18 protein-coding genes are annotated in these 17,084 nt (G+C 65.9%); 12 read left to right on the top strand and 6 right to left on the bottom strand.

The window, feature by feature from the left end; translation table 11 throughout:
• Window positions 1-24: 24 nt before the first annotated feature.
• The 4 genes from ASE28_RS05795 to ASE28_RS05780 all read left to right on the top strand — a co-directional run bounded on the left by ASE28_RS05795 (window position 25) and on the right by ASE28_RS05780 (window position 3,621).
• Window positions 25-1,320, top strand: a complete 1,296-nt coding sequence (locus tag ASE28_RS05795) for a hypothetical protein (RefSeq protein ID WP_057265420.1) — start codon at window positions 25-27, stop codon at window positions 1,318-1,320.
• Window positions 1,321-1,371: 51 nt separating this feature from the next.
• The gene (locus tag ASE28_RS05790) at window positions 1,372-2,070 is read left to right on the top strand and encodes a PQQ-binding-like beta-propeller repeat protein (protein ID WP_082607931.1); all 699 of its coding nucleotides are present in this window, start codon (window positions 1,372-1,374) and stop codon (window positions 2,068-2,070) included.
• Between the two features lie 130 nt (window positions 2,071-2,200).
• Window positions 2,201-3,028, top strand: a complete 828-nt coding sequence (locus ASE28_RS05785; protein WP_057265418.1) for a thioredoxin family protein — start codon at window positions 2,201-2,203, stop codon at window positions 3,026-3,028.
• A 20-nt stretch (window positions 3,029-3,048) separates the two neighbouring features.
• Window positions 3,049-3,621 (top strand): hypothetical protein, encoded by a 573-nt coding sequence (locus ASE28_RS05780; RefSeq protein WP_057265416.1) that lies wholly within the window; start codon window positions 3,049-3,051, stop codon window positions 3,619-3,621.
• On the opposite strand, the gene ASE28_RS05775 is transcribed toward ASE28_RS05780, so the two are convergent.
• Both ASE28_RS05775 and ASE28_RS05770 read right to left on the bottom strand, forming a co-directional pair.
• Entirely contained in the window at window positions 3,618-4,484 is an 867-nt protein-coding gene (locus tag ASE28_RS05775) for a pirin family protein (RefSeq protein ID WP_057265414.1), read from the bottom strand. The two genes, ASE28_RS05780 and ASE28_RS05775, sit on opposite strands and share 4 nt — an antisense overlap.
• Window positions 4,481-5,068, bottom strand: a complete 588-nt coding sequence (locus ASE28_RS05770; protein WP_057204471.1) for an NADPH-dependent FMN reductase — start codon at window positions 5,066-5,068, stop codon at window positions 4,481-4,483. The genes ASE28_RS05775 and ASE28_RS05770 overlap by 4 nt, the downstream gene beginning before the upstream one ends.
• 127 nt (window positions 5,069-5,195) lie before the next feature.
• On the opposite strand from ASE28_RS05770, the gene ASE28_RS05765 reads away from it, so the two are divergent.
• A complete protein-coding gene (locus tag ASE28_RS05765; protein ID WP_057204473.1) occupies window positions 5,196-6,128 on the top strand; it encodes a LysR family transcriptional regulator in 933 nt (310 codons plus the stop codon).
• 139 nt (window positions 6,129-6,267) lie between these two features.
• Here ASE28_RS05765 and ASE28_RS05760 read toward each other — a convergent pair whose 3' ends face one another.
• Both ASE28_RS05760 and ASE28_RS05755 read right to left on the bottom strand, forming a co-directional pair.
• Window positions 6,268-6,810, bottom strand: a complete 543-nt coding sequence (locus tag ASE28_RS05760; RefSeq protein ID WP_057204475.1) for a M48 family metallopeptidase — start codon at window positions 6,808-6,810, stop codon at window positions 6,268-6,270.
• Window positions 6,811-6,990: 180 nt separating this feature from the next.
• A complete protein-coding gene (locus ASE28_RS05755) occupies window positions 6,991-7,959 on the bottom strand; it encodes a porin (RefSeq protein ID WP_057265411.1) in 969 nt (322 codons plus the stop codon).
• A 445-nt stretch (window positions 7,960-8,404) separates the two neighbouring features.
• Here ASE28_RS05755 and ASE28_RS05750 point away from each other — a divergent pair, with 445 nt between their 5' ends.
• Complete coding sequence (locus ASE28_RS05750) at window positions 8,405-8,851, top strand: Rrf2 family transcriptional regulator (RefSeq protein ID WP_057265409.1); 447 nt, start codon at window positions 8,405-8,407, stop codon at window positions 8,849-8,851.
• 160 nt (window positions 8,852-9,011) lie between these two features.
• Window positions 9,012-9,656, top strand: a complete 645-nt coding sequence (locus ASE28_RS05745) for an NADPH-dependent F420 reductase (protein WP_057265407.1) — start codon at window positions 9,012-9,014, stop codon at window positions 9,654-9,656.
• Between the two features lie 93 nt (window positions 9,657-9,749).
• Here ASE28_RS05745 and ASE28_RS05740 read toward each other — a convergent pair whose 3' ends face one another.
• The gene (locus ASE28_RS05740; protein WP_057204482.1) at window positions 9,750-10,142 is read right to left on the bottom strand and encodes a RidA family protein; all 393 of its coding nucleotides are present in this window, start codon (window positions 10,140-10,142) and stop codon (window positions 9,750-9,752) included.
• Window positions 10,143-10,257: 115 nt separating this feature from the next.
• Between ASE28_RS05740 and ASE28_RS05735 the strand changes: the two genes are divergently transcribed.
• From ASE28_RS05735 to ASE28_RS05715, 5 genes are all read left to right on the top strand, one after another.
• Window positions 10,258-11,163, top strand: coding sequence for a LysR family transcriptional regulator (locus ASE28_RS05735; RefSeq protein ID WP_057265405.1), 906 nt, complete (start codon window positions 10,258-10,260; stop codon window positions 11,161-11,163).
• Window positions 11,164-11,600: 437 nt separating this feature from the next.
• Window positions 11,601-12,503, top strand: coding sequence for a glutamate ABC transporter substrate-binding protein (locus ASE28_RS05730; RefSeq protein ID WP_057265403.1), 903 nt, complete (start codon window positions 11,601-11,603; stop codon window positions 12,501-12,503).
• Window positions 12,504-12,506: 3 nt separating this feature from the next.
• Window positions 12,507-13,169, top strand: a complete 663-nt coding sequence (locus ASE28_RS05725; protein WP_057265401.1) for an amino acid ABC transporter permease — start codon at window positions 12,507-12,509, stop codon at window positions 13,167-13,169.
• Entirely contained in the window at window positions 13,166-13,966 is an 801-nt protein-coding gene (locus tag ASE28_RS05720) for an amino acid ABC transporter permease (RefSeq protein WP_057265399.1), read from the top strand. Before ASE28_RS05725 ends, ASE28_RS05720 begins: the two co-directional genes overlap by 4 nt.
• A gap of 368 nt (window positions 13,967-14,334) precedes the next feature.
• Window positions 14,335-16,017 (top strand): hypothetical protein, encoded by a 1,683-nt coding sequence (locus ASE28_RS05715; RefSeq protein ID WP_057265397.1) that lies wholly within the window; start codon window positions 14,335-14,337, stop codon window positions 16,015-16,017.
• Between the two features lie 157 nt (window positions 16,018-16,174).
• On the opposite strand, the gene ASE28_RS31885 is transcribed toward ASE28_RS05715, so the two are convergent.
• Entirely contained in the window at window positions 16,175-16,702 is a 528-nt protein-coding gene (locus tag ASE28_RS31885; RefSeq protein WP_157412638.1) for a hypothetical protein, read from the bottom strand.
• Between the last annotated feature and the right edge of the window lie 382 nt (window positions 16,703-17,084).

Below are 17,084 nucleotides of genomic sequence, written 5' to 3'. Positions count from 1 at the left end.
CGCAGTCGTGTAGCCTGCCATCCCATGGATTCGCTCATCACCGCCGCCGCCCGTGCGCTTGCCGCCGGCGATGCGCTGGGCGCCCTGCAGCGGGTGGCCCTGCGCGATGACCCGCCTGCGCTGGCGCTGCGCGGCATTGCCATGGCGCAGCTGGGCGAGCACCCCCGGGCGCGCGAGCTGCTGCGCCGCGCGGCCAAGGGGTTTGGCGCGCACGAGGAACTGGCCCGCGCCCGCTGCGTGGTGGCCGAGGCCGAGGTGGCCCTGGCCCAGCGCGACCTGAACGGCCCGCCGCATGCCCTGGTGGCCGCTGCGGCGGCGCTGGCGGTGCGCGGCGACCGGGCCAACGCACTGCAGGCAAGGCTCATCGCTGCGCGCCAATGGCTGCTGATGGGCCGGCTGGGCGAAGCCGCGGCCCTGCTGGCCACCATCGACCTGCAGGAGCCAGGCATGCCGCCCGCGCTGGCGGCGGTGGCGGGGCTCACGCTGGCCGAACTGGCCCTGCGCTCGCTGCGCGTGGCCGCGGCGCGCGATGCGCTGGCCCAGGCGCGCGAAGCGGCAGCGCGCGCCCGCGTGCCTGCGCTGCTGGCCGAGGTCGACGAGGCCCTGGCCGCGCTGCAGCGCCCCGCCGCGCGGCGCCTGCTGCCAAGCGAGGGCGATGGCGGCGGCGTGGCGCGCGAGCAGTTGCTGCGCCTGGACGACGTCGCGGCGCTGCTGGCCTCGGAGGTGCTGGTGGTCGATGCCTGCCGGCACCGGCTGGGATCGGGATGGGTGGGGGCGCAGGAGGGCAGCGGTGCCGCCCCCACCTGGCTGTCCCTTGCGCGCCGGCCCATCCTGTTCGCTCTCGCCTACGATCTGGCCCAGGCCTGGCCCGGCGATGCCGAGCGCGACGCGCTGATCGCCAGCGCCTTTCGCACCCGGCACCCCGACGACACCCACCGCGCCCGGCTGCGCGTGGAGCTGGGCCGCCTGCGCGCACTGGTCAAGCCCTGGGCCCGCATCGAGGCCACGGCGCGCGGCTTTGCGCTGCGGCCCCTGGATGGGCGTGATGGCGGGCGCGCGGTGGTGGTGCTGGCGCCGCCCATCGCGGGCGAGCAGGCCTCGCTGCTGGCCCTGCTGGCGGATGGCGCGGCTTGGTCCACCTCGGCCCTGGCGCTGGCGCTGGGCAACAGCCAGCGCACCGTTCAGCGCGCCCTGGCCGAGCTGCAGGAGCAGGGCCGCGTGCGCTCCATCGGCCAGGCGCGTGCGCAGCGCTGGCTGGCACCGCCCCTGGCAGGATTCACGCCAATCTTGTTACTCCCCGCTGCGCTGTCATTTGAATAGAGTTCACCCATCGACCTCCCGAGCCGGGGTCGAACCAACACGGAGCACTCCATGCCAATCACCACCTGCAGCCCCGACAGCGCCAGCCGCATTGCACCGACCGGTGTCCCCGCCCGTCCCGCCGAGATCGTTAGTGAATACGGCCCCTTTGCCGGCGCCCGCACCGTGGCCGGCGTCACGCACGACGGCCAGCGCGTATGGGCCGCCACAGGCGCCAGCTTGGTGGCCTTCGACCCTGCCAGCGGCGAGACCACGCACACGCTGGGCGTTCCCTGCGATGCGGGCACCGCGTTCGACGGCAATCACCTGTACCAGATCGCAGAGTCGCGCATCGACAAGATCGACCCGGCCACGGGCGCTGTGGTTGCCTCCATCCCCGCGCCGGGCAAGGGCGCCGACTCGGGCCTGACTTGGGCCGAGGGCAGCCTGTGGGTGGGCCAGTACCGCGACCGCAAGATCCACCAGATCGACCCCGCCACGGGGGCGATTCGCCGCACCATCGAATCCAACGCCTTCGTGACCGGTGTGACCTGGGTCGATGGCGAGCTGTGGCACGGCACCTGGGAGGGTGATGCCAGCGACATCCGCCGCATCGACCCCGCCAGCGGCGCCGTGATCGAGCGCCTGGAAATGCCGGCCGGCATGGGCGTGAGCGGGCTCGAATCCGACGGCGCCGGTCTGTTCTATGCCGGTGGCGGCGAGAGCGGCAAGGTTCGCGCGGTTCGCCGGCCCAAGACCGCGCGGGCCTGATGCCCGGCGGGTGGTCAGCACCCGCCATCTCCCACCCACCCAACGCCCTGTGCAACAACCGCTTCCCCAGGCGGCGGTTGAAGCCGCCGCATGGGCGTGCCCTGTTTGACAACCCCCAAAGGAGCACCGCATGACCACCGCCATCCACAACCCCTCACTCCACCACCCCGTCGTTCCGCGCAGCGATTGGCTGGCCGCGCGCCAGGCCCTGCTGCTGCGCGAAAAAGAACTCTCGCGCCAGCAGGACCAGATCGCCGCTGAGCGCCGCGCGCTGCCCTGGGTGCGGGTGGACAAGCCCTACCTGTTCGACACCATCACCGGCCCGCGCACGCTGGCCGACCTGTTCGACGGCCGGCGCCAGCTGCTGGTGCAGCACTTCATGTTCGGCCCCGGCTGGGAGCAAGGCTGCCCGAGCTGCTCGTACATGGCCGATCACATCGACGGCATGAACATCCACCTGGCCCACCGTGACATCACCCTGGTGGTGGTTTCGCGCGCGCCGCTCCCGCAGATCGAGCGTTTTCGCCAGCGCATGGGCTGGCGTTTTCACTGGGTGTCATCGCACGGCAGCGACTTCAACCACGACTATGGCGTGAGCTTCAGCACCGAGCAGGTGGCGCGTGGCGAGGTGCCCTACAACTACACGGTGCAGCGCTTTCCGGCCGAAGAGGCGCCGGGCATCAGCGTGTTCCACAAGGAGCCGGGCGAGGGTGCGGACGTGTTCCACACCTACTCCACCTACGGCCGCGGGGTCGAGGTGATGATGGGCGCCTACCCCCTGATCGACCTGACCCCCACAGGCCGCAACGAGCCCAACCCCGAGTACACGATGGACTGGGTGCGTCACCACGACCGCTACGAAGGCGCCGTGCCCTTCCAGCCCGCGCCATCGCCGCTGGCGGCAACGGCGACCACCGCCGTGGCCACGGCCGGCGGCTGCTGCCACGCACAGGCCTGAGGCAGGCCGGGAGCCCACGGATGGACACGCTGTGGCCCTGGCTTGCCATGGCCGGCACGGGCGCCCTGCACGGGCTCAACCCCGCCACCGGCTGGGCCTGCGCAACCGCCTGGGGCCTGCGCTCTGGCGGCAATCGGGTAAAGGCGCAGCCGCTGCGCGCCCTGCTGCCCATTGCCATCGGCCATGCCGCGTCGGTGGCACTGGTGGTGGCTGCGGTGGTGTGGGGCTGGGCGCTGCCGCGCAGCGTGCTGCAGGCCGCAGCAGGCTGCCTGCTGGCCGCAGCTGTGGCGGTGTACCTGTGGCGCCGTGCACCGCGCAAAGCCCGCACATCGGCCGGGCATGTGGGGCTGGTGCTGGGTGCGTTTCTGGCATCCACGCTGCACGGCGCGGGGCTCATGTTGGTGCCGGCGCTGGCACCGCTGTGCCTGGGCAGCGGTGCGGTGGGGCAGGGCGCCGGTGCAGCGGGTCCACTGTGGTGGGCGTTGGCGGCGGTTGCGGTGCACATGGCGGCCATGCTCGCGGTCACCGGCCTGGTGGCCACGGGTGTGTGCCGCTGGGTGGCGCTGCGCCGGCGCACACCTGCCCAAGCCTAGCCCAAGCGCTTTTCCTGCCGCAGCTGCGCGCCAATGCGCCGGATCTCCGCCTCGCCCTGCGCCAACGCCTCGCGGCTGGTATGCACCGAGTAGCGGCCCATCACCAGTTCGTACGGGTGCTTGGCGGCCGAGCCCAGCACGAAGTGCGTGTCGCCCCGGGCCACGAAGTCGATGGCGCCGTTCGATTCCTCGAACACCGCAAGCTCGCCTGCGCCCACGCTATCTACGGCGCCGCCCGCATCCAGCGCGCCCGCTGCCACCGCCACCCATGCCACCGTGTGGCCTGCGGGCGGCACATAGCGCCAGTGCTCGCCGTCGCGCAGCTGCACGGCCAGGTAGGTCATGGGTGAGGGGGCGTCGATGGGGCTGTGTACCGCACCGTAGCTGCCCAGCAGCACGCGGGCCGGGCCTGCCTGGGGAACCTCGTTCGCCGCCAGGTACTGGCTCAGCGCGGGCGCGTTCTCCAGCGCAGCGGGCAAGGCCACCCAGAGCTGAAAACCCAGCGATGGGGCATCGCCTATCGGCGCACCGGTATGCCACACGCCGTTGCCCGCGCGCATCCACTCCACGCTGCCTGCGTGCAATGTGCCGTTCTTGCCGGCAGTGTCCTCATAGGACATATCGCCCGCCATCAGATAGGTCAGCGTGGCAATGCCTGAATGCGGGTGCATGCCAAAGCCGCGAAAGGCCGCAGGCGAGTCCGATGCGAACAGGTCCAGAAAGACGAAGGGTTTGATCCACTCCCCCACGTCGCCAGGGCTCACCAGCCGCGTGATGGGCCCGTGCGAGCTGCCTCGCGTGCGGTAGGCGATGGCACGGCTTGCCACAGAGGCAACCGGTGCTTCGGCCAATGCGGTGTTCATACAGCCTCCCTTGCGGTCTTGAGCGCCTTGGCCCACCAGGCCATGTCGTCCAGCAGGCCCTTGGCCGACTGCGCCAGGTGCGGGTAATCCTCGAAGCGTTTGCCCTGCTGCCAGACCCCGAGGAATTCGACCATGCCCATGTGTACAGCATTGCGCACGGGTGCCATCTGCAGCTCGGTAGCCACCAGGCGCAACTGCTCCACGGCACGCGCCGCACCCACGCCGCCATAGCCCACAAAGCCGATGGGCTTGCGCGCGAACTCCTTGTACGCGTAGTCAAACGCGTTCTTGAGCACGGCCGTGGGGCCGTGGTTGTACTCGGCGGTGATCACCACCAGCCCGTCCAGCGTGGCCAGCTTCTGCGCCCAGCGCTGCGCGGCCTCGTTCTTCACCGGCGCCCAGGCAGGCGACAGTGCTTCGTCGAAGAACGGCATGGGGTAGTCGCGCAGGTCGATGAGTTCGGCCGAGACATCGGTGCGCTGGCTGGCGATGCCGTGGAACCACTGCGCCGGCTTGTCGGCAAAGCGGCCCTCGCGGGTGGAGCCGATCACGATGCCGATATGGGGCAATTGCGAAATTGTCATAGGTGGGAGTCCTTCCTGGGAGTGGTGGAGGGGCCGTGCACCCCGATGCCTTGAAGATTAGGGCGTACCCCATTGGTTGACTAGATGGCACAATGGGATTGCACTCATCCATCCATGAAAGGTATCCGTGACCACACCTGCGCTCGACCTCAATGACGTCGCCCTGTTCGTGCAGGTGGTGCGCAGCGGCAGCTTTGCCGAGGCCGCACGCCGCCTTGGCGTGCCGCCCAACACCGTGAGCCGGCGCGTGCAGCAGCTTGAGGCGCAGCTGGGCACGCGCCTGCTGCAGCGCTCTACCCGCAAGCTCACGCTCACCAGCGCGGGCGAGGCCTTCCATGAGCGCTGCGCGGGAGCCGTCGATGGCCTGCAAGAGGCCGGGCAGGAGCTGCGCCTGGGCAGCGACGAGCCCACCGGCTCGGTGCGCGTGGCGGTGCCGGCGGATTTCTTCGACTTCTTTCCCATGGAGTGGATCGCCGCCTTCCTGGCCGCGCACCCGCGCGTGCGGCTCGACTTCGTGCTCAGCGATGGGCGCTCGGACCTGATTGCCGAGCGCATCGACGTGGCCTTTCGCGGGGGCGAGGTGGGCGACTCGGGTTACGTGGGCCGCCAGCTCTTTGCGGCCCGGGGCGACTGCCTGGTGGCCAGCCCCGTCTACCTGGCCGCGCGCGGCATGCCCGCCACGCTGGCCGACCTGGCCGCGCACGACGCCATCATGGCCAGCCACGCAGGCAGCAGCGGCTCCTGGCGCCTGGTGGGGCCCGATGGCGCCGTGCACGAGGTGCAACAGGCCAGCGGCCGCTTTGGTGCCAACACCGCCCAGGCCCTGCGCCGCGCCGCCGTGGCCGGCCTGGGCATTGCGCTGCTGCCCACCGGCATGTCCCGGCTCGACCTGCAGGCCGGCCTGCTGGTGCCCGTGCTGCCCCAGTACCAGCGCAAGGGCCAGGGCCTTACCGTGCTGTACCCCAGCCGCAGGCACCTGCCACTGGCCGTGTCGGCCTTCATCGCGCTGGTGGTGGACAAGCTCGGTGAGCTGGAGAAGACGCCCGAGGGGCGGTGCTGACGATGCAGGCTACTTGGAGCGGATAACAAAACTCAGCGAAGCGGTTCTGGCTAGGCGCTACACATCAGATGTCTTGCAGGCAGTACGCGTAGTACGACAAGACGCGGCAACGACGCCAGAAGAGTTTTGTTAGCCGCTCTTACCAGGTCGACGGCACGTACTTGTTGCCCGCCGCCTTATAGCTCTCGATCGCGGACTGCAGCAGTGCGTATTGCTGGCAGCCACTGGCGCCGCACTCGCTCCCGAGGGTGGCCAGGCGCGCCTGCGCCTTGCCGAGCTGGCCCTTCATCAGGTACAGCTCACCGGAGTATTCGAGCGTGTTGCGATGGCGCGGGTCGATGCGCAGCGCTTCATCGTAGTGCTTGCCGGCTGCAACCAGGTCGGGCTTCTTGCTGTGGCGCAGCGTGTAGCCCATCAGGTTGTGCCAGTCGGCGCTGCCCGTGTCGTTGATGCGCTTGAGCTCCTCGAACGCCGCAGACCACTGCAGCGAGCGGGTGAAGTAGCGCGCCTGGGCCAGCTTGTCTGCTGCCGGGGCTTGCGTATGCGCAGGCGGCTGGCTGGCGGGGCGGGTGGGTGCCGGCGGCGGCGGTGTCGGCGGCATGTCTGCCGCATAGGCAGTGGCGCCCGCCTGGATCAGCAGGGCAGACAGGGCCAGCAGCGTGCGTGTGGTCTGGGTGGTCATGGCGTGTTCCTCGGGGTGACGTTGTGCCGTAGCACCACAGCATGCCCCTGCCTGCCGCTGAGCGCAAGGCTAATCGCCATCGCCCTGGCGTAAAAAAGCCCGCACTCCCCAAAGAAGTGCGGGCCAAGTTGCTGTGTCTCTGCCCTCCCACCAGTCAGGGCAGCAGCGGGCATGACGCCATCAGAAGTTGTGGCGCACCCCCATGGCAAACGAGCTGAAATCGTTGCCGGCGGCCGACACGCCGTAGTTGGCGGCCTGGTTGTTGTTGATGCGGGTGTAGTAGGTGTAGATCTTGGTGCGCTTGCTCAGGTGGTAGTTGTAGCCCAGCGTGTACTGGGTGGCGGCCGTGTTGTCCACGCGGGAGTAGTCGCCTGCGCGGCCCACGTTCAGGTGGAACTCGGACACGTCCACGATGTAGGCGGCCGACAGGCGCACGTTGGTGCGGTTGCCGCCGTTGGCGATAAAGGCGTTCTTGTCGCGTTGCACATAGGCGCCCAGCACGAACGGGCCGGTCGAGTACGAAGCGCGCACGGCAAACTGGCTCTGGTCATCGAGCTTGGAGTAGCCGGCACCCAGGCCCAGTGCGCCGATGGCGTAGTTGGCGGCCAGGTCGACGCTGTTCTTGCCGCCGGTGCCGCTCACCTTCTCGTGCATGGCCCAGCCGGCCTCGAACGTGGCGCCACCAAAGCTCGGGGTGCGGTAGGCGATCTTGTTCACGTCGCGGGCCGGGTAGGCATACAGCGCATCTGCCGACGAACCGGTGTCGTGGTTGTGGTTGCTGATGTAGTCGGCGGTGGCGTAGTACGACTCCGAGGTGAAGTTGCCCATGCGCAGCATGCCGAAGCCGCCGGAGAGGTTCACCTCGCTCTGGCGGGCGAAGACACCGCGGGAGTCGATGACACCGGTGCTGGAGTCAAAGCCGCTTTCCAGCTGGAAGCCCGCCTTCAAGCCGCCGCCCAGGTCTTCCTGCCCCTTGAAGCCGAAGCGGGAGGAGTTGTTGAACAGACCGGTCTTGGACACGTCGCCATCCTTCTGGCGCTCGAACGTGGTGTTGATCCGGCCGTACAGGGTCACGCTGCTCTGGGCAAACGCAGCAGACGTGCCCACCAGGGCCAGCGCTGCAATGGCGCAGCGATTCATCGTTTTCATTGGCAAGGTTCCCTCAATCAAATTGTGTTTGATGACAAATAATCACAAACCAGAAAATGCGGGTATGCATTTCCTGGTCGTCGCTACCAGCAAGTTTGATGCCGAGGACGCTGTGATCGTTGCAGGTTGCAACGAAGAGGGATGCTATTGGCCTGCGCCACGGGGCGCCACAGGGGTAAGTACCGCTGGCCCACAGTGACTGTCATGTGACAGGCAATGTGGCACATGGCACCAGGCCGCGGGCGGGAGTGCGGGCCTGCACCGCAATGACGCCAACCCGGGCACTGCTTTGCACGTCGGCAGCGCACGAAGCGGCTGCCGCAGGCGCAGCGGTTGCCGAAATGCCATCGCACCCGGTGCCGCTGTTTCCTTTCGCCCATTGACAATCAGGAATATGTGTAATAAAGTCATTTACACACAAGCACAAACGAATCCAATTTTCTCCATGCCCACCAGTACCCGCTTCGCCGTAGCAGTGCACGTCCTGACCGCCTTGGCCGTCAGCGATGGCACGCCCATGCGATCCGAAGATCTCGCGTACTCGGTGAACACCAGCGCGGTGGTGATACGGGGCCTGCTGTCGCGGCTGGGCGAAGCCGGATTCACCCGTTCGCAACTGGGCGCTGGCGGCGGGGCGATGTTGGCCAAGGCTGCTGCAGACATCCGGCTGCTGGATGTGTACGAGGCCGTCGAAGACCCCGAGCTTTTTTCGCTCCATCGCACGCCGCCGTGCGAGAACTGCGCGGTGGGCGGCAATATTCTGCAGGCGCTGCAACCCACCCTGGCCCGGGCGCGCGGCGCCCTGGAGCAAGAGCTCGCCAAGACCACCGTTGCAGATGTCGCTGGCGAAGTGGCCCGGCTCGGCAAGTTCTCCATCCCTCTCGTCTGGTGACTTCGGACGGCCTATTTTTTGTTCAAAAATGTCATAGTGACGGTGACACACATTCATTAAAAACCAGGATTTCCTGGTTTCCACGAAGGGAGTTGCCCAGATTGCGAGGGGCGGGCAGCTCCGGTTTTTCATCCCCCTGCATACCTTCAAAGGAAATCAAATGACTATCGGCATCATCGGCTCCGGCGCCCTGGGCTCCAACTTCGCCCGCGCTCTCGCCAAAAACGGCATCTCGGCCACCATCGCCAACAGCCGCGGGCCTGAATCGCTGGCAGCGCTGGTCGCAGAGATCGGGCCCTCCATCAAGGCAGGCACCGTGCAAGAGGCTGCAAGCGCAGACATCGTGATGGTTGCAGTGCGCTGGACCGACGCGCAGAAAGTGCTGGGCGGCTTGCCGGCCTGGAACGGCCGTATCGTGATCGATGGCACCAACCCGGTGGAATTCATCGACCCGGCATCGCCGGACGCCAAAGACCCAAGCAATCCCCTTGCCGCCTATGGCATCAAGGCCGTGGACCTGGGAGGAAAGCACTCCAGCCAGATCATCCAGCAGTTTGCAGCAGGGGCCCGGGTCGTCAAGGCGTTCAACCACCTGGACGTCAACGTGCTGCAGCAGCCTGCGGTGGCAGGGGGCAAGCGTGTGTTGTTCTACTCGGGCGACGATGCCGCAGCAAAGGCCGAGGTGCGCGGCATCATCGAAGCCACCGGCTTCTTCCCGATCGACCTGGGCGCGCTCGACGTCGGTGGGCCGCTCGCCTCGCTGCCTTTTGGCGCACTGTCGATGCACAACCTCGTGAGGATCTAGGCTGTCACGGCGCACGCCGGGCTGCGGTTTTGCTCAAGGCCCTGTGCAGCTTTGGCATGGCGATTTCTGCCAGCCGCAGCCCGCACAGCCCCGTCAGCCGGGGATCCGGGCGATGACCTTGATCTCAAAGTCGAACCCTGCCAGCCAGGTGACCCCGAGCGCCGTCCAGTTGGGGTAGGGCGCGCTGGGGAAGACATCGTTCTTCACGGCCAGCACCGTCTCGAACTGGTTCTGCGGATCGGTATGGAAGGTGGTCACATCCACGATGTCGCCGAGGCTGCAGCCGCCTGCCTTCAGCGTCGCCTGCAGGTTGGCGAAGGCCAGGCGCACCTGGGCTTCGAAGTCGGGCTCGGGCGAGCCGTCGCTGCGGCTGCCGACCTGGCCAGAGACGAACAGCAGATCGCCGGACTGGATGGCTGCCGAATACCGGTGGTTGGCATACAGATCCTGGCGACCGGCGGGGAAAATGGCTTTGCTTTGGCTCATTGGGGGCTCCATGGGTGGGTGGGTGCAGTCACTGTAGCCCTGGCGATTGTTTGGATAAAGCCACTATCTCCTGCATCACTGTTTGTAAAATAAGGATAATCTTTGGGAGAATCCTGTGGACAGGTTTGACGGCATGCGGGCTTTTGTGCGGGTGGTCGAGTCGGGCAGCTTCACCAAGGCCGCCGACAACCTGGGCTGGAGCCGCACCACGGTGACCCAGCTGGTGCAACAGCTGGAGGCGCGCTTGCAGCTCAAGCTGCTGCACCGCACGACCCGCCGGGTCAACGTCACCACCGATGGCGCCGTCTACTACGAGCGGGTGGTGCGCCTGCTGGCGGAGCTCGATGACATCGAAGGCAATCTCCCCGGCGCCCCCACCGCTCCGCGCGGCCTGCTGCGCGTGGACGTACCCAGCCCCCTGGCCAACATCCTTCTGGTGCCGGCGCTGCCCGCCTTCCATGCCCGGTTCCCCGACATCCAGCTCGACATGGGCGCCAGCGACCGCAAGGTCGACCTGATCGGCGACAACGTCGATTGCGTCGTGCGCGGCGGCGAGATCAAGGACCAAGGGCTGGTCGCGCGCCACGTGGGCGACCTGCAGCTGGGTGTGTATGCCGCGCCGGCCTACCTGGCGCAGGCGGGCACGCCCGTGCACCCCGATGAACTGCGCGACCCGCGCCACCGCATCGTGCGCTACCGGTGGGACGGGGACCTGCCCTATGCCATGCGCAAGGGCCGCGAAACGGCCAAGGTCGGCGGGCGCTACGTGCTGGCCATCGACGATGGCAACACCTACCTCACCGCAGGGTTGTCCGGCCTGGGCGCGCTGTGGCTGCCCCACTACATGGCCAGGCAACACGTGGCCAGCGGTGCGCTGGTGCCGCTGTTCACGGACTGGCGCATCGATGCCATGCCCCTGTATGTGGCCTACCCGCCCAACCGCTATGTGAGCAAGCAGCTGCGGGTGTTCATCGACTGGGTTGTGGAGCTGATGGCGGTGCATGCACCGCGGGGCGGGTAGGGGGCATGTGAGAGCGGTGCGTCTGCTACCTGTTGAGACCCATGAATCTCAGGTAACTGCTTTGGGTGCGCTATAGCCGCTGCTACGATGGCGGGTATCAGCCGAGGTTGAGTGAAAGCGTCGATAGACGACTTTTGCAGGGGTACTTCAACCATTGCTCGCATCGAGATCGTGCGTTGCAGGCCGATCTGAGCGGTCGATTTCTTGGCAGGCCGGCAAGTCCGGGGCGTGACGCGCGTTTTCACACAGCCTCGGCCATAAGCTGTCGTTTAAAGCCAAGCCGTGAACGACAGGTCCAAACGGACCTCAGACACCCGGACTCGACGCCAAAATGTTCGCGAGTTGCCACTGACCCATAGGCACCGGGATGGGCAACCGGCGCATTGCACAATTGCTATACATTGCACAACGTCACACACCTCCAAGAAGAAGGCCGCATGTCGATCACATCCACTCTGAAGTTCTCCGTTGTCGCACTGGTGCTCGCCACCGGCGGGTCTGTTCTTGCACAGGGCACACCCATCAACGCGGCGGCGTTTGACGCGCTGGTAGCGCAGGGCCCCGTGGCCGATGCGGCGACCATCGCATCGAGCACCTGGGCCACCAAGGTGAAGCAGGCCGGCACGCTGCGCCTGGGCGGTACCCAGACCTCCAATCTCTTCTCGCTGCTGAACGAGAAGGACGGCAAGATTCGCGGTTTCGACGCGGGCCTGGCCCAGCTCGTCACGCGCTACATCCTGGGCGATGGGGCCAAGTACCAGTTCACCCAGGTGAACTCGTCCACGCGCGAGCAGGTGCTCATCAACGACCAGGTGGACATGGTGTTCGCCACGTATTCCATCACCCCCGCACGCGCCGAGAAAATTGCGTTCGCAGGGCCCTACTACACCTCGCAGGCCGGGGTGCTGGTCAAGTCGAACAACAAGGCGATCCAGTCGTACAACGACCTGGCCGGCAAGAAGACCGCCACGCAGGCCGGCTCCACCGGGCCTGCCATCCTGGCGCAGGTCGCGCCCAAGGCCACGGTGCAAGAGTTCCAGACGCACCAGGAGGCCCTGGACGCACTGCGCCAGGGGCGCGTGGATGCCTATGTGACCGACCACACGCTGCTGCTCAACGCCCTGAGCCTGGGCACCGGCGACGCGAAGCTGGCGGGCGCCCCCTTCGGTGCGCAAGATCCCTACGGCATCGGCCTGCCCAAGGGCTCGGATGGCGTAGCCTTCATCAATGCCTTCTTGAAGAAGATCGAAGCCGACGGCACCTGGGCCAAGCTGTGGACCGTGTCCATCGGCCAGCGCACCGGCAGCACCGACGTGCCCAAGCCGCCCGCCCTCCCGTAAACAATGGACGGGGTTTCTCGGCTCCTGGCTGACTACGGGCCTGCTTTCGGGCAGGCCCTTTTGCTCACGTGGAAGCTCACCGCGCTGTCCTTCGTGGCCGGCTTCGCGCTGGGCATGGTGGTGGCGGTGCTCCGGCTCCTTCCCGTTGGGCCGCTGCGCCTGGCCATGACGGTCTACGTCGAGATCTTTCGCAACATTCCCAGCGTGGCGCTGCTGATCTTCATCGTGTTCGCACTGCCCGATCTCAACGTCCTCATCGACTATGAGGCGAGCGTGGTCCTCACCCTGACCCTGGTCTGTTCTGCATTCACGGCGGACTACGTCCGCACGGGCATCAACACCGTCGCCGGTGGCCAGGCGGAGGCTGCACTCAGCCTGGGCATGCGCCCGATGCGCGTCATCACTGCGGTGGTCTTGCCTCAGGCGCTGCGCGCCGTGGTGCAGCCCATGACCTCGCTGCTCATTGCGCTGATGCTGTCGACCTCGCTGGCGTCGCAGGTGCCGCTGCCGGGCCGTGAGCTCACCGCGCTCGTGTCCAAGATCGCCACCGACTCCGCCGCCGGCATGGCCGCATTCGCGGTGGCCGCCGCGATGTACGTGGCCAGCGGCTTGCTCATCGCCTGGGCCGGTGCCACGCTGGAAAAGAAAGTGCGGATCCTGCGATGAGCCGCGCCCTGGAAGACATCCTTTTCGCCGCGCCCAGCCCGCAGGCCCGCAAGCTGACGCGCGTGGTGAGCGTGGTCGCAGCCGCCGTGCTGGTGCTGATGGCTGCAGCCGTCGTGTTCCGCTTCCACTCGGCAGGGCAGCTCGAGCCGCGCCTGTGGGAATTCTTCGCCCGGCCGACGACCTGGGCCTTCCTGGGCAAAGGCCTGCTCGGCACGCTGGCATCGGCGGCGATGGCGGCCGCCATCGCGCTGGCGTTGGGGCTGGTGCTGCTGCTGGGGCGGCTGGCCAAGCCCCGGCTCGTACGCTGGCCGAGCATCGCGGTGATCGAGTTCCTACGCGGCACGCCCACGCTGCTGCTCATCTACGTGTGTTTTTTGGCGCTGCCATCGGTGGGCATCAAGCTCTCCACCTACTGGATGCTGACCCTGCCCGTCGGCCTGAGCACCGCCGCGGTGGTGGCCGAGGTCTATCGCGCAGGCGTGCTCGCCGTTCCCCGCGGCCAGACCGATGCCGCGCGAAGCCTGGGGCTGACCGAAGCCCAGGTCTTTTTGCACATCGTCTTCCCCCAGGCCCTTCGCTACATCGTGCCGGCGCTGGTCGCGCAGCTGGTCATCGTGGTCAAGGACACCACGTTCGGCTATGTCGTCACCTATGGCGAGCTGATGCAGAACGCCAAGGTGCTCATCGCCAACTACAACTCACTGGTGCCCGTGTACCTCGTTGTCGCGGCGCTCTACTGCCTGGTGAACTACGCAATCTCCAGGGCCAGCAAGCGGCTCGGGCAGCCGATGCATTGACCGTCGCCAGGCTGCTCACCGGGCGGCGACGCGGCGCTCTGGCAAGAAAAGAGAAGTGGGTCGGGTCATGGCCGACGCGGGCTGTAGTCAGACATGGGGCGACTGGCCGTATCCGGTGAACAGCCTTCGTTCAGACTCGCTGGGCGAGGACGGCAATGGGCCCGAGACTGCCGCTGATACGATGGCTGCCATCGGCCAAGAGCGGCCATTGCGTTTTTGCGATAGCCAAGCCAAAAACCGAATTTGCAGCGTCGATTGAAGGTCGGAAAGACCGAATATGGGTCTGTGGACAATTTGTCAAGCCAGCGGGCACCGCGCCTGGACACAATGGCGCCTCAGACGCCTTTTCGCTTTTCTACACCACCCTCATGTCTTCCAACATCCTGACTTTTACTTGCGTAGGTGCAGACGCTCTCAAGCTTTCCACGCTGCACGATCACCTTCAGATCGCCGTCGGCAAGTTTGCTGACCAGTGGCCCGCGCCACTGCAGGTTTGCTTCTACGACTGGGAGAAGCCCTTCTTGACCAGTGCGTCGCTGCGCGGCGAGACACTGCGCTTCGTGGTCGACGGCTCATCCGGCGACGAACTGGAGAAAGCGCACATCCAGGCATTGCACGACGCTGGCGCGACGCACATCCGGGTACGCATCTGGTACGGGCAGGTCGGCGAAACGCGAACGCTGCACTACCAGGGCGGCAAGAAGGTTGCGGCCAAGGCCTTCCCGGCGCCGACGCTGACCGAGGATGAGCAGCTGCTGGAGTTGCTGCTCGAGGGCAAGGAAGCAGCCTTCGCCAAGGCCATCAAGGGGGGCGCACCTAAGGACGCGCTCGTCGATGGCGCGCCGCTACTGGTACATGCGGCCAAGGCCAGCCTTGGCAAGGCGGTGTCGGCCTTGTTGAACGCCGGAGCTGACGTGATCGCTTGCCTTGCTTGGGTCGACGAGATCGCTGGGGCGATTCAGCGCCACGGCGGCAAGGCGGCACCCGCACTGCTGCGCACGCTCGTCGAGGCGCCGCAGGCCGATCCCTCGGCGCTGTGGCGTTCCGCAAATGTGCTGCTTGTGCTCTGCGAGTATCCTGAGCTATTGGCCTTGCTGGCGTCGCGCGAGGGCGTTGACGTCAACGCGCAGATCCGCTGGGCCCACAAGGGCCAACTGGAGGGGAGTCTGCTCTTCAACAGCAGATTTCTATTCGACAACCGGCCAGGCGTACTGGCCGTGTTGGAGGCATTGGGGGCGCGCTCCGTACCGCCGCCGACCATGAGTGATCAACGCCGCCTCGAGCGAATGTACTTTCAGGAACGCGACGCCGACACCATTGCCGAGCTGGTCGCCGCGGGGGTGGACCTGGACACACCGCTGTGGGATCACCGCCCCATCTCCTTGCTGCGCAACTTGTTTCGTCACCCCACGATGGGATGCAGACCGCTGACCCTGGCCAACGAACTTCTCGCAAGCGGTGCAAGCGCTGCATTCTGGATGGAGCCAGATGCGTTTCAGGACGAGGTGCTAAAGGGCCTTTTCGATACCGATAATCTGGCCTGGATAACCGATGCCACGCTAAGCGACGAGCGCCGTTTTGTCCCGCAGCGCGATGCCAACCTGGTCGCCAACTTCATTGGCGGGCTGCTTGCCCGAGGCCTGGACGCAAACATGACGGTGCGCCTGTGCGTGGAAAAGCTGTCGAGCAAAGGCAGAGGCGCGGCGGGTAGCTACAAGAGCCTGCATTGGCGCGGCCCTCTTCTCGGTGCCGTCGCGTTGCTCCTGTGCGGTCGAGGCACGGAGATGCGTTCGATCTGCCTGCCACTTGTCGAGCTGCTGTTGAGCCACGGAGCCAACCCGGATACCGAAGGCGAGTTGCTCGACGCCATGAAGAACGAGACAAACTGGGTAGTCCATCTGCGTGGCGACTGGACCATCGAAGCGTGGCGAGACCATGCCGCAACAGGCACGGTGCTTGAACGCCTCCGGCAACGGCAGGCGCAGGATCCGGACGAGGTCGATGCGGTCTTGATCGCCAGCATGGAGCGGACCGTCGCCTCCGCACGATGAGTTTGACTTGACCATGTCCAATTGCATTGGGTTGAATCTGGTCGAAAGTCCGCTTTGGGCCCACAGCGGAAGTTCAAGATTCCGCAAAGCAGTCGTTCAATGGTGAAGCTGAGCCGCGAGCGACGGCCTGCCGACCTGAGTCGGCTCGAGCGACTGGTTAGCGATGCTCAAGTAGATACAGGCCACATCTCTCGGCCCATTCACGAACGGGTTCAATGCACGCGGGATTGTTGAAATAGAAGTGATGCGTGTCATCCCAGCTTTCCAAAAATGCGCAGTCCAGCTCGGGTAGGACGACTTGAAAATGACGGTGTCTAAGAGTTTGGCCACCATTCGGCGTGCAGTAATTTGATAGCGCCTCTGGGGAGATGAACTCGCGAAATGTGGTGCGGTCATGCGCGCGCCTGCGAAAAGTAAAGGACAGGACAGGTGTTTCGGCAACAAGCAAAGCACAGAACGCAGCGTGACATGCGTTCCGAATTTGCTGCTCCTCTCGTGGGACATTTTCCAAAAGTCTATTGGCTTCGTCGCGCGTAAGCCAATGATCGAAGACGGTGATCGCCACCCCTCTCGGGATGCCAAAGCGGTTCTCTTCGTTCCAGACTACTGTTTTGAGCCAGGGGTACTGACTCCGCAACTCGGTTTGGCGAATGCTTGATAGATTACGAAGGCGGCGCGCTTGCATGGCTAAATTCTTATGGGGCTCACGCCGCTATCTATCGCCGCGCTTGCGCCCAGCGCCGGCTTGCGTTTCGGCTGTAAACCGTTGAAATTGCTGAGCTTTCTGCCATGCTCTTCAAGCTCTAACCTCATTAAAAATCCTGTGAAAAGAGGCAGTCGTTACATGTTCGCTTATGGCAGAGGCTGTGTAAAAACGCGCCATACGCCCTGGTGCTGCTGGTCTTCTCAGAAATCGACCGCTCAGAACGGCCTACAAGGCACGATCTCGATGCGAGCAATGGTTGAAATACCCCCGCAAAAGTCAGCCATCGACGTTTTCACACAGCCTCGGCCGTATGCCGCCGCAGCAGCGGCACAGCTTTCCCGTGTGAACCTTAGCAGCATCC

It is taken from the genome of Acidovorax sp. Root219 (assembly GCF_001428665.1).
Taxonomy (GTDB): Bacteria; Pseudomonadota; Gammaproteobacteria; order Burkholderiales; family Burkholderiaceae_C; genus Acidovorax.
Note: the sequence above shows the minus strand (reverse complement) of the source record. Positions and strands in the feature narration are given on the sequence as shown.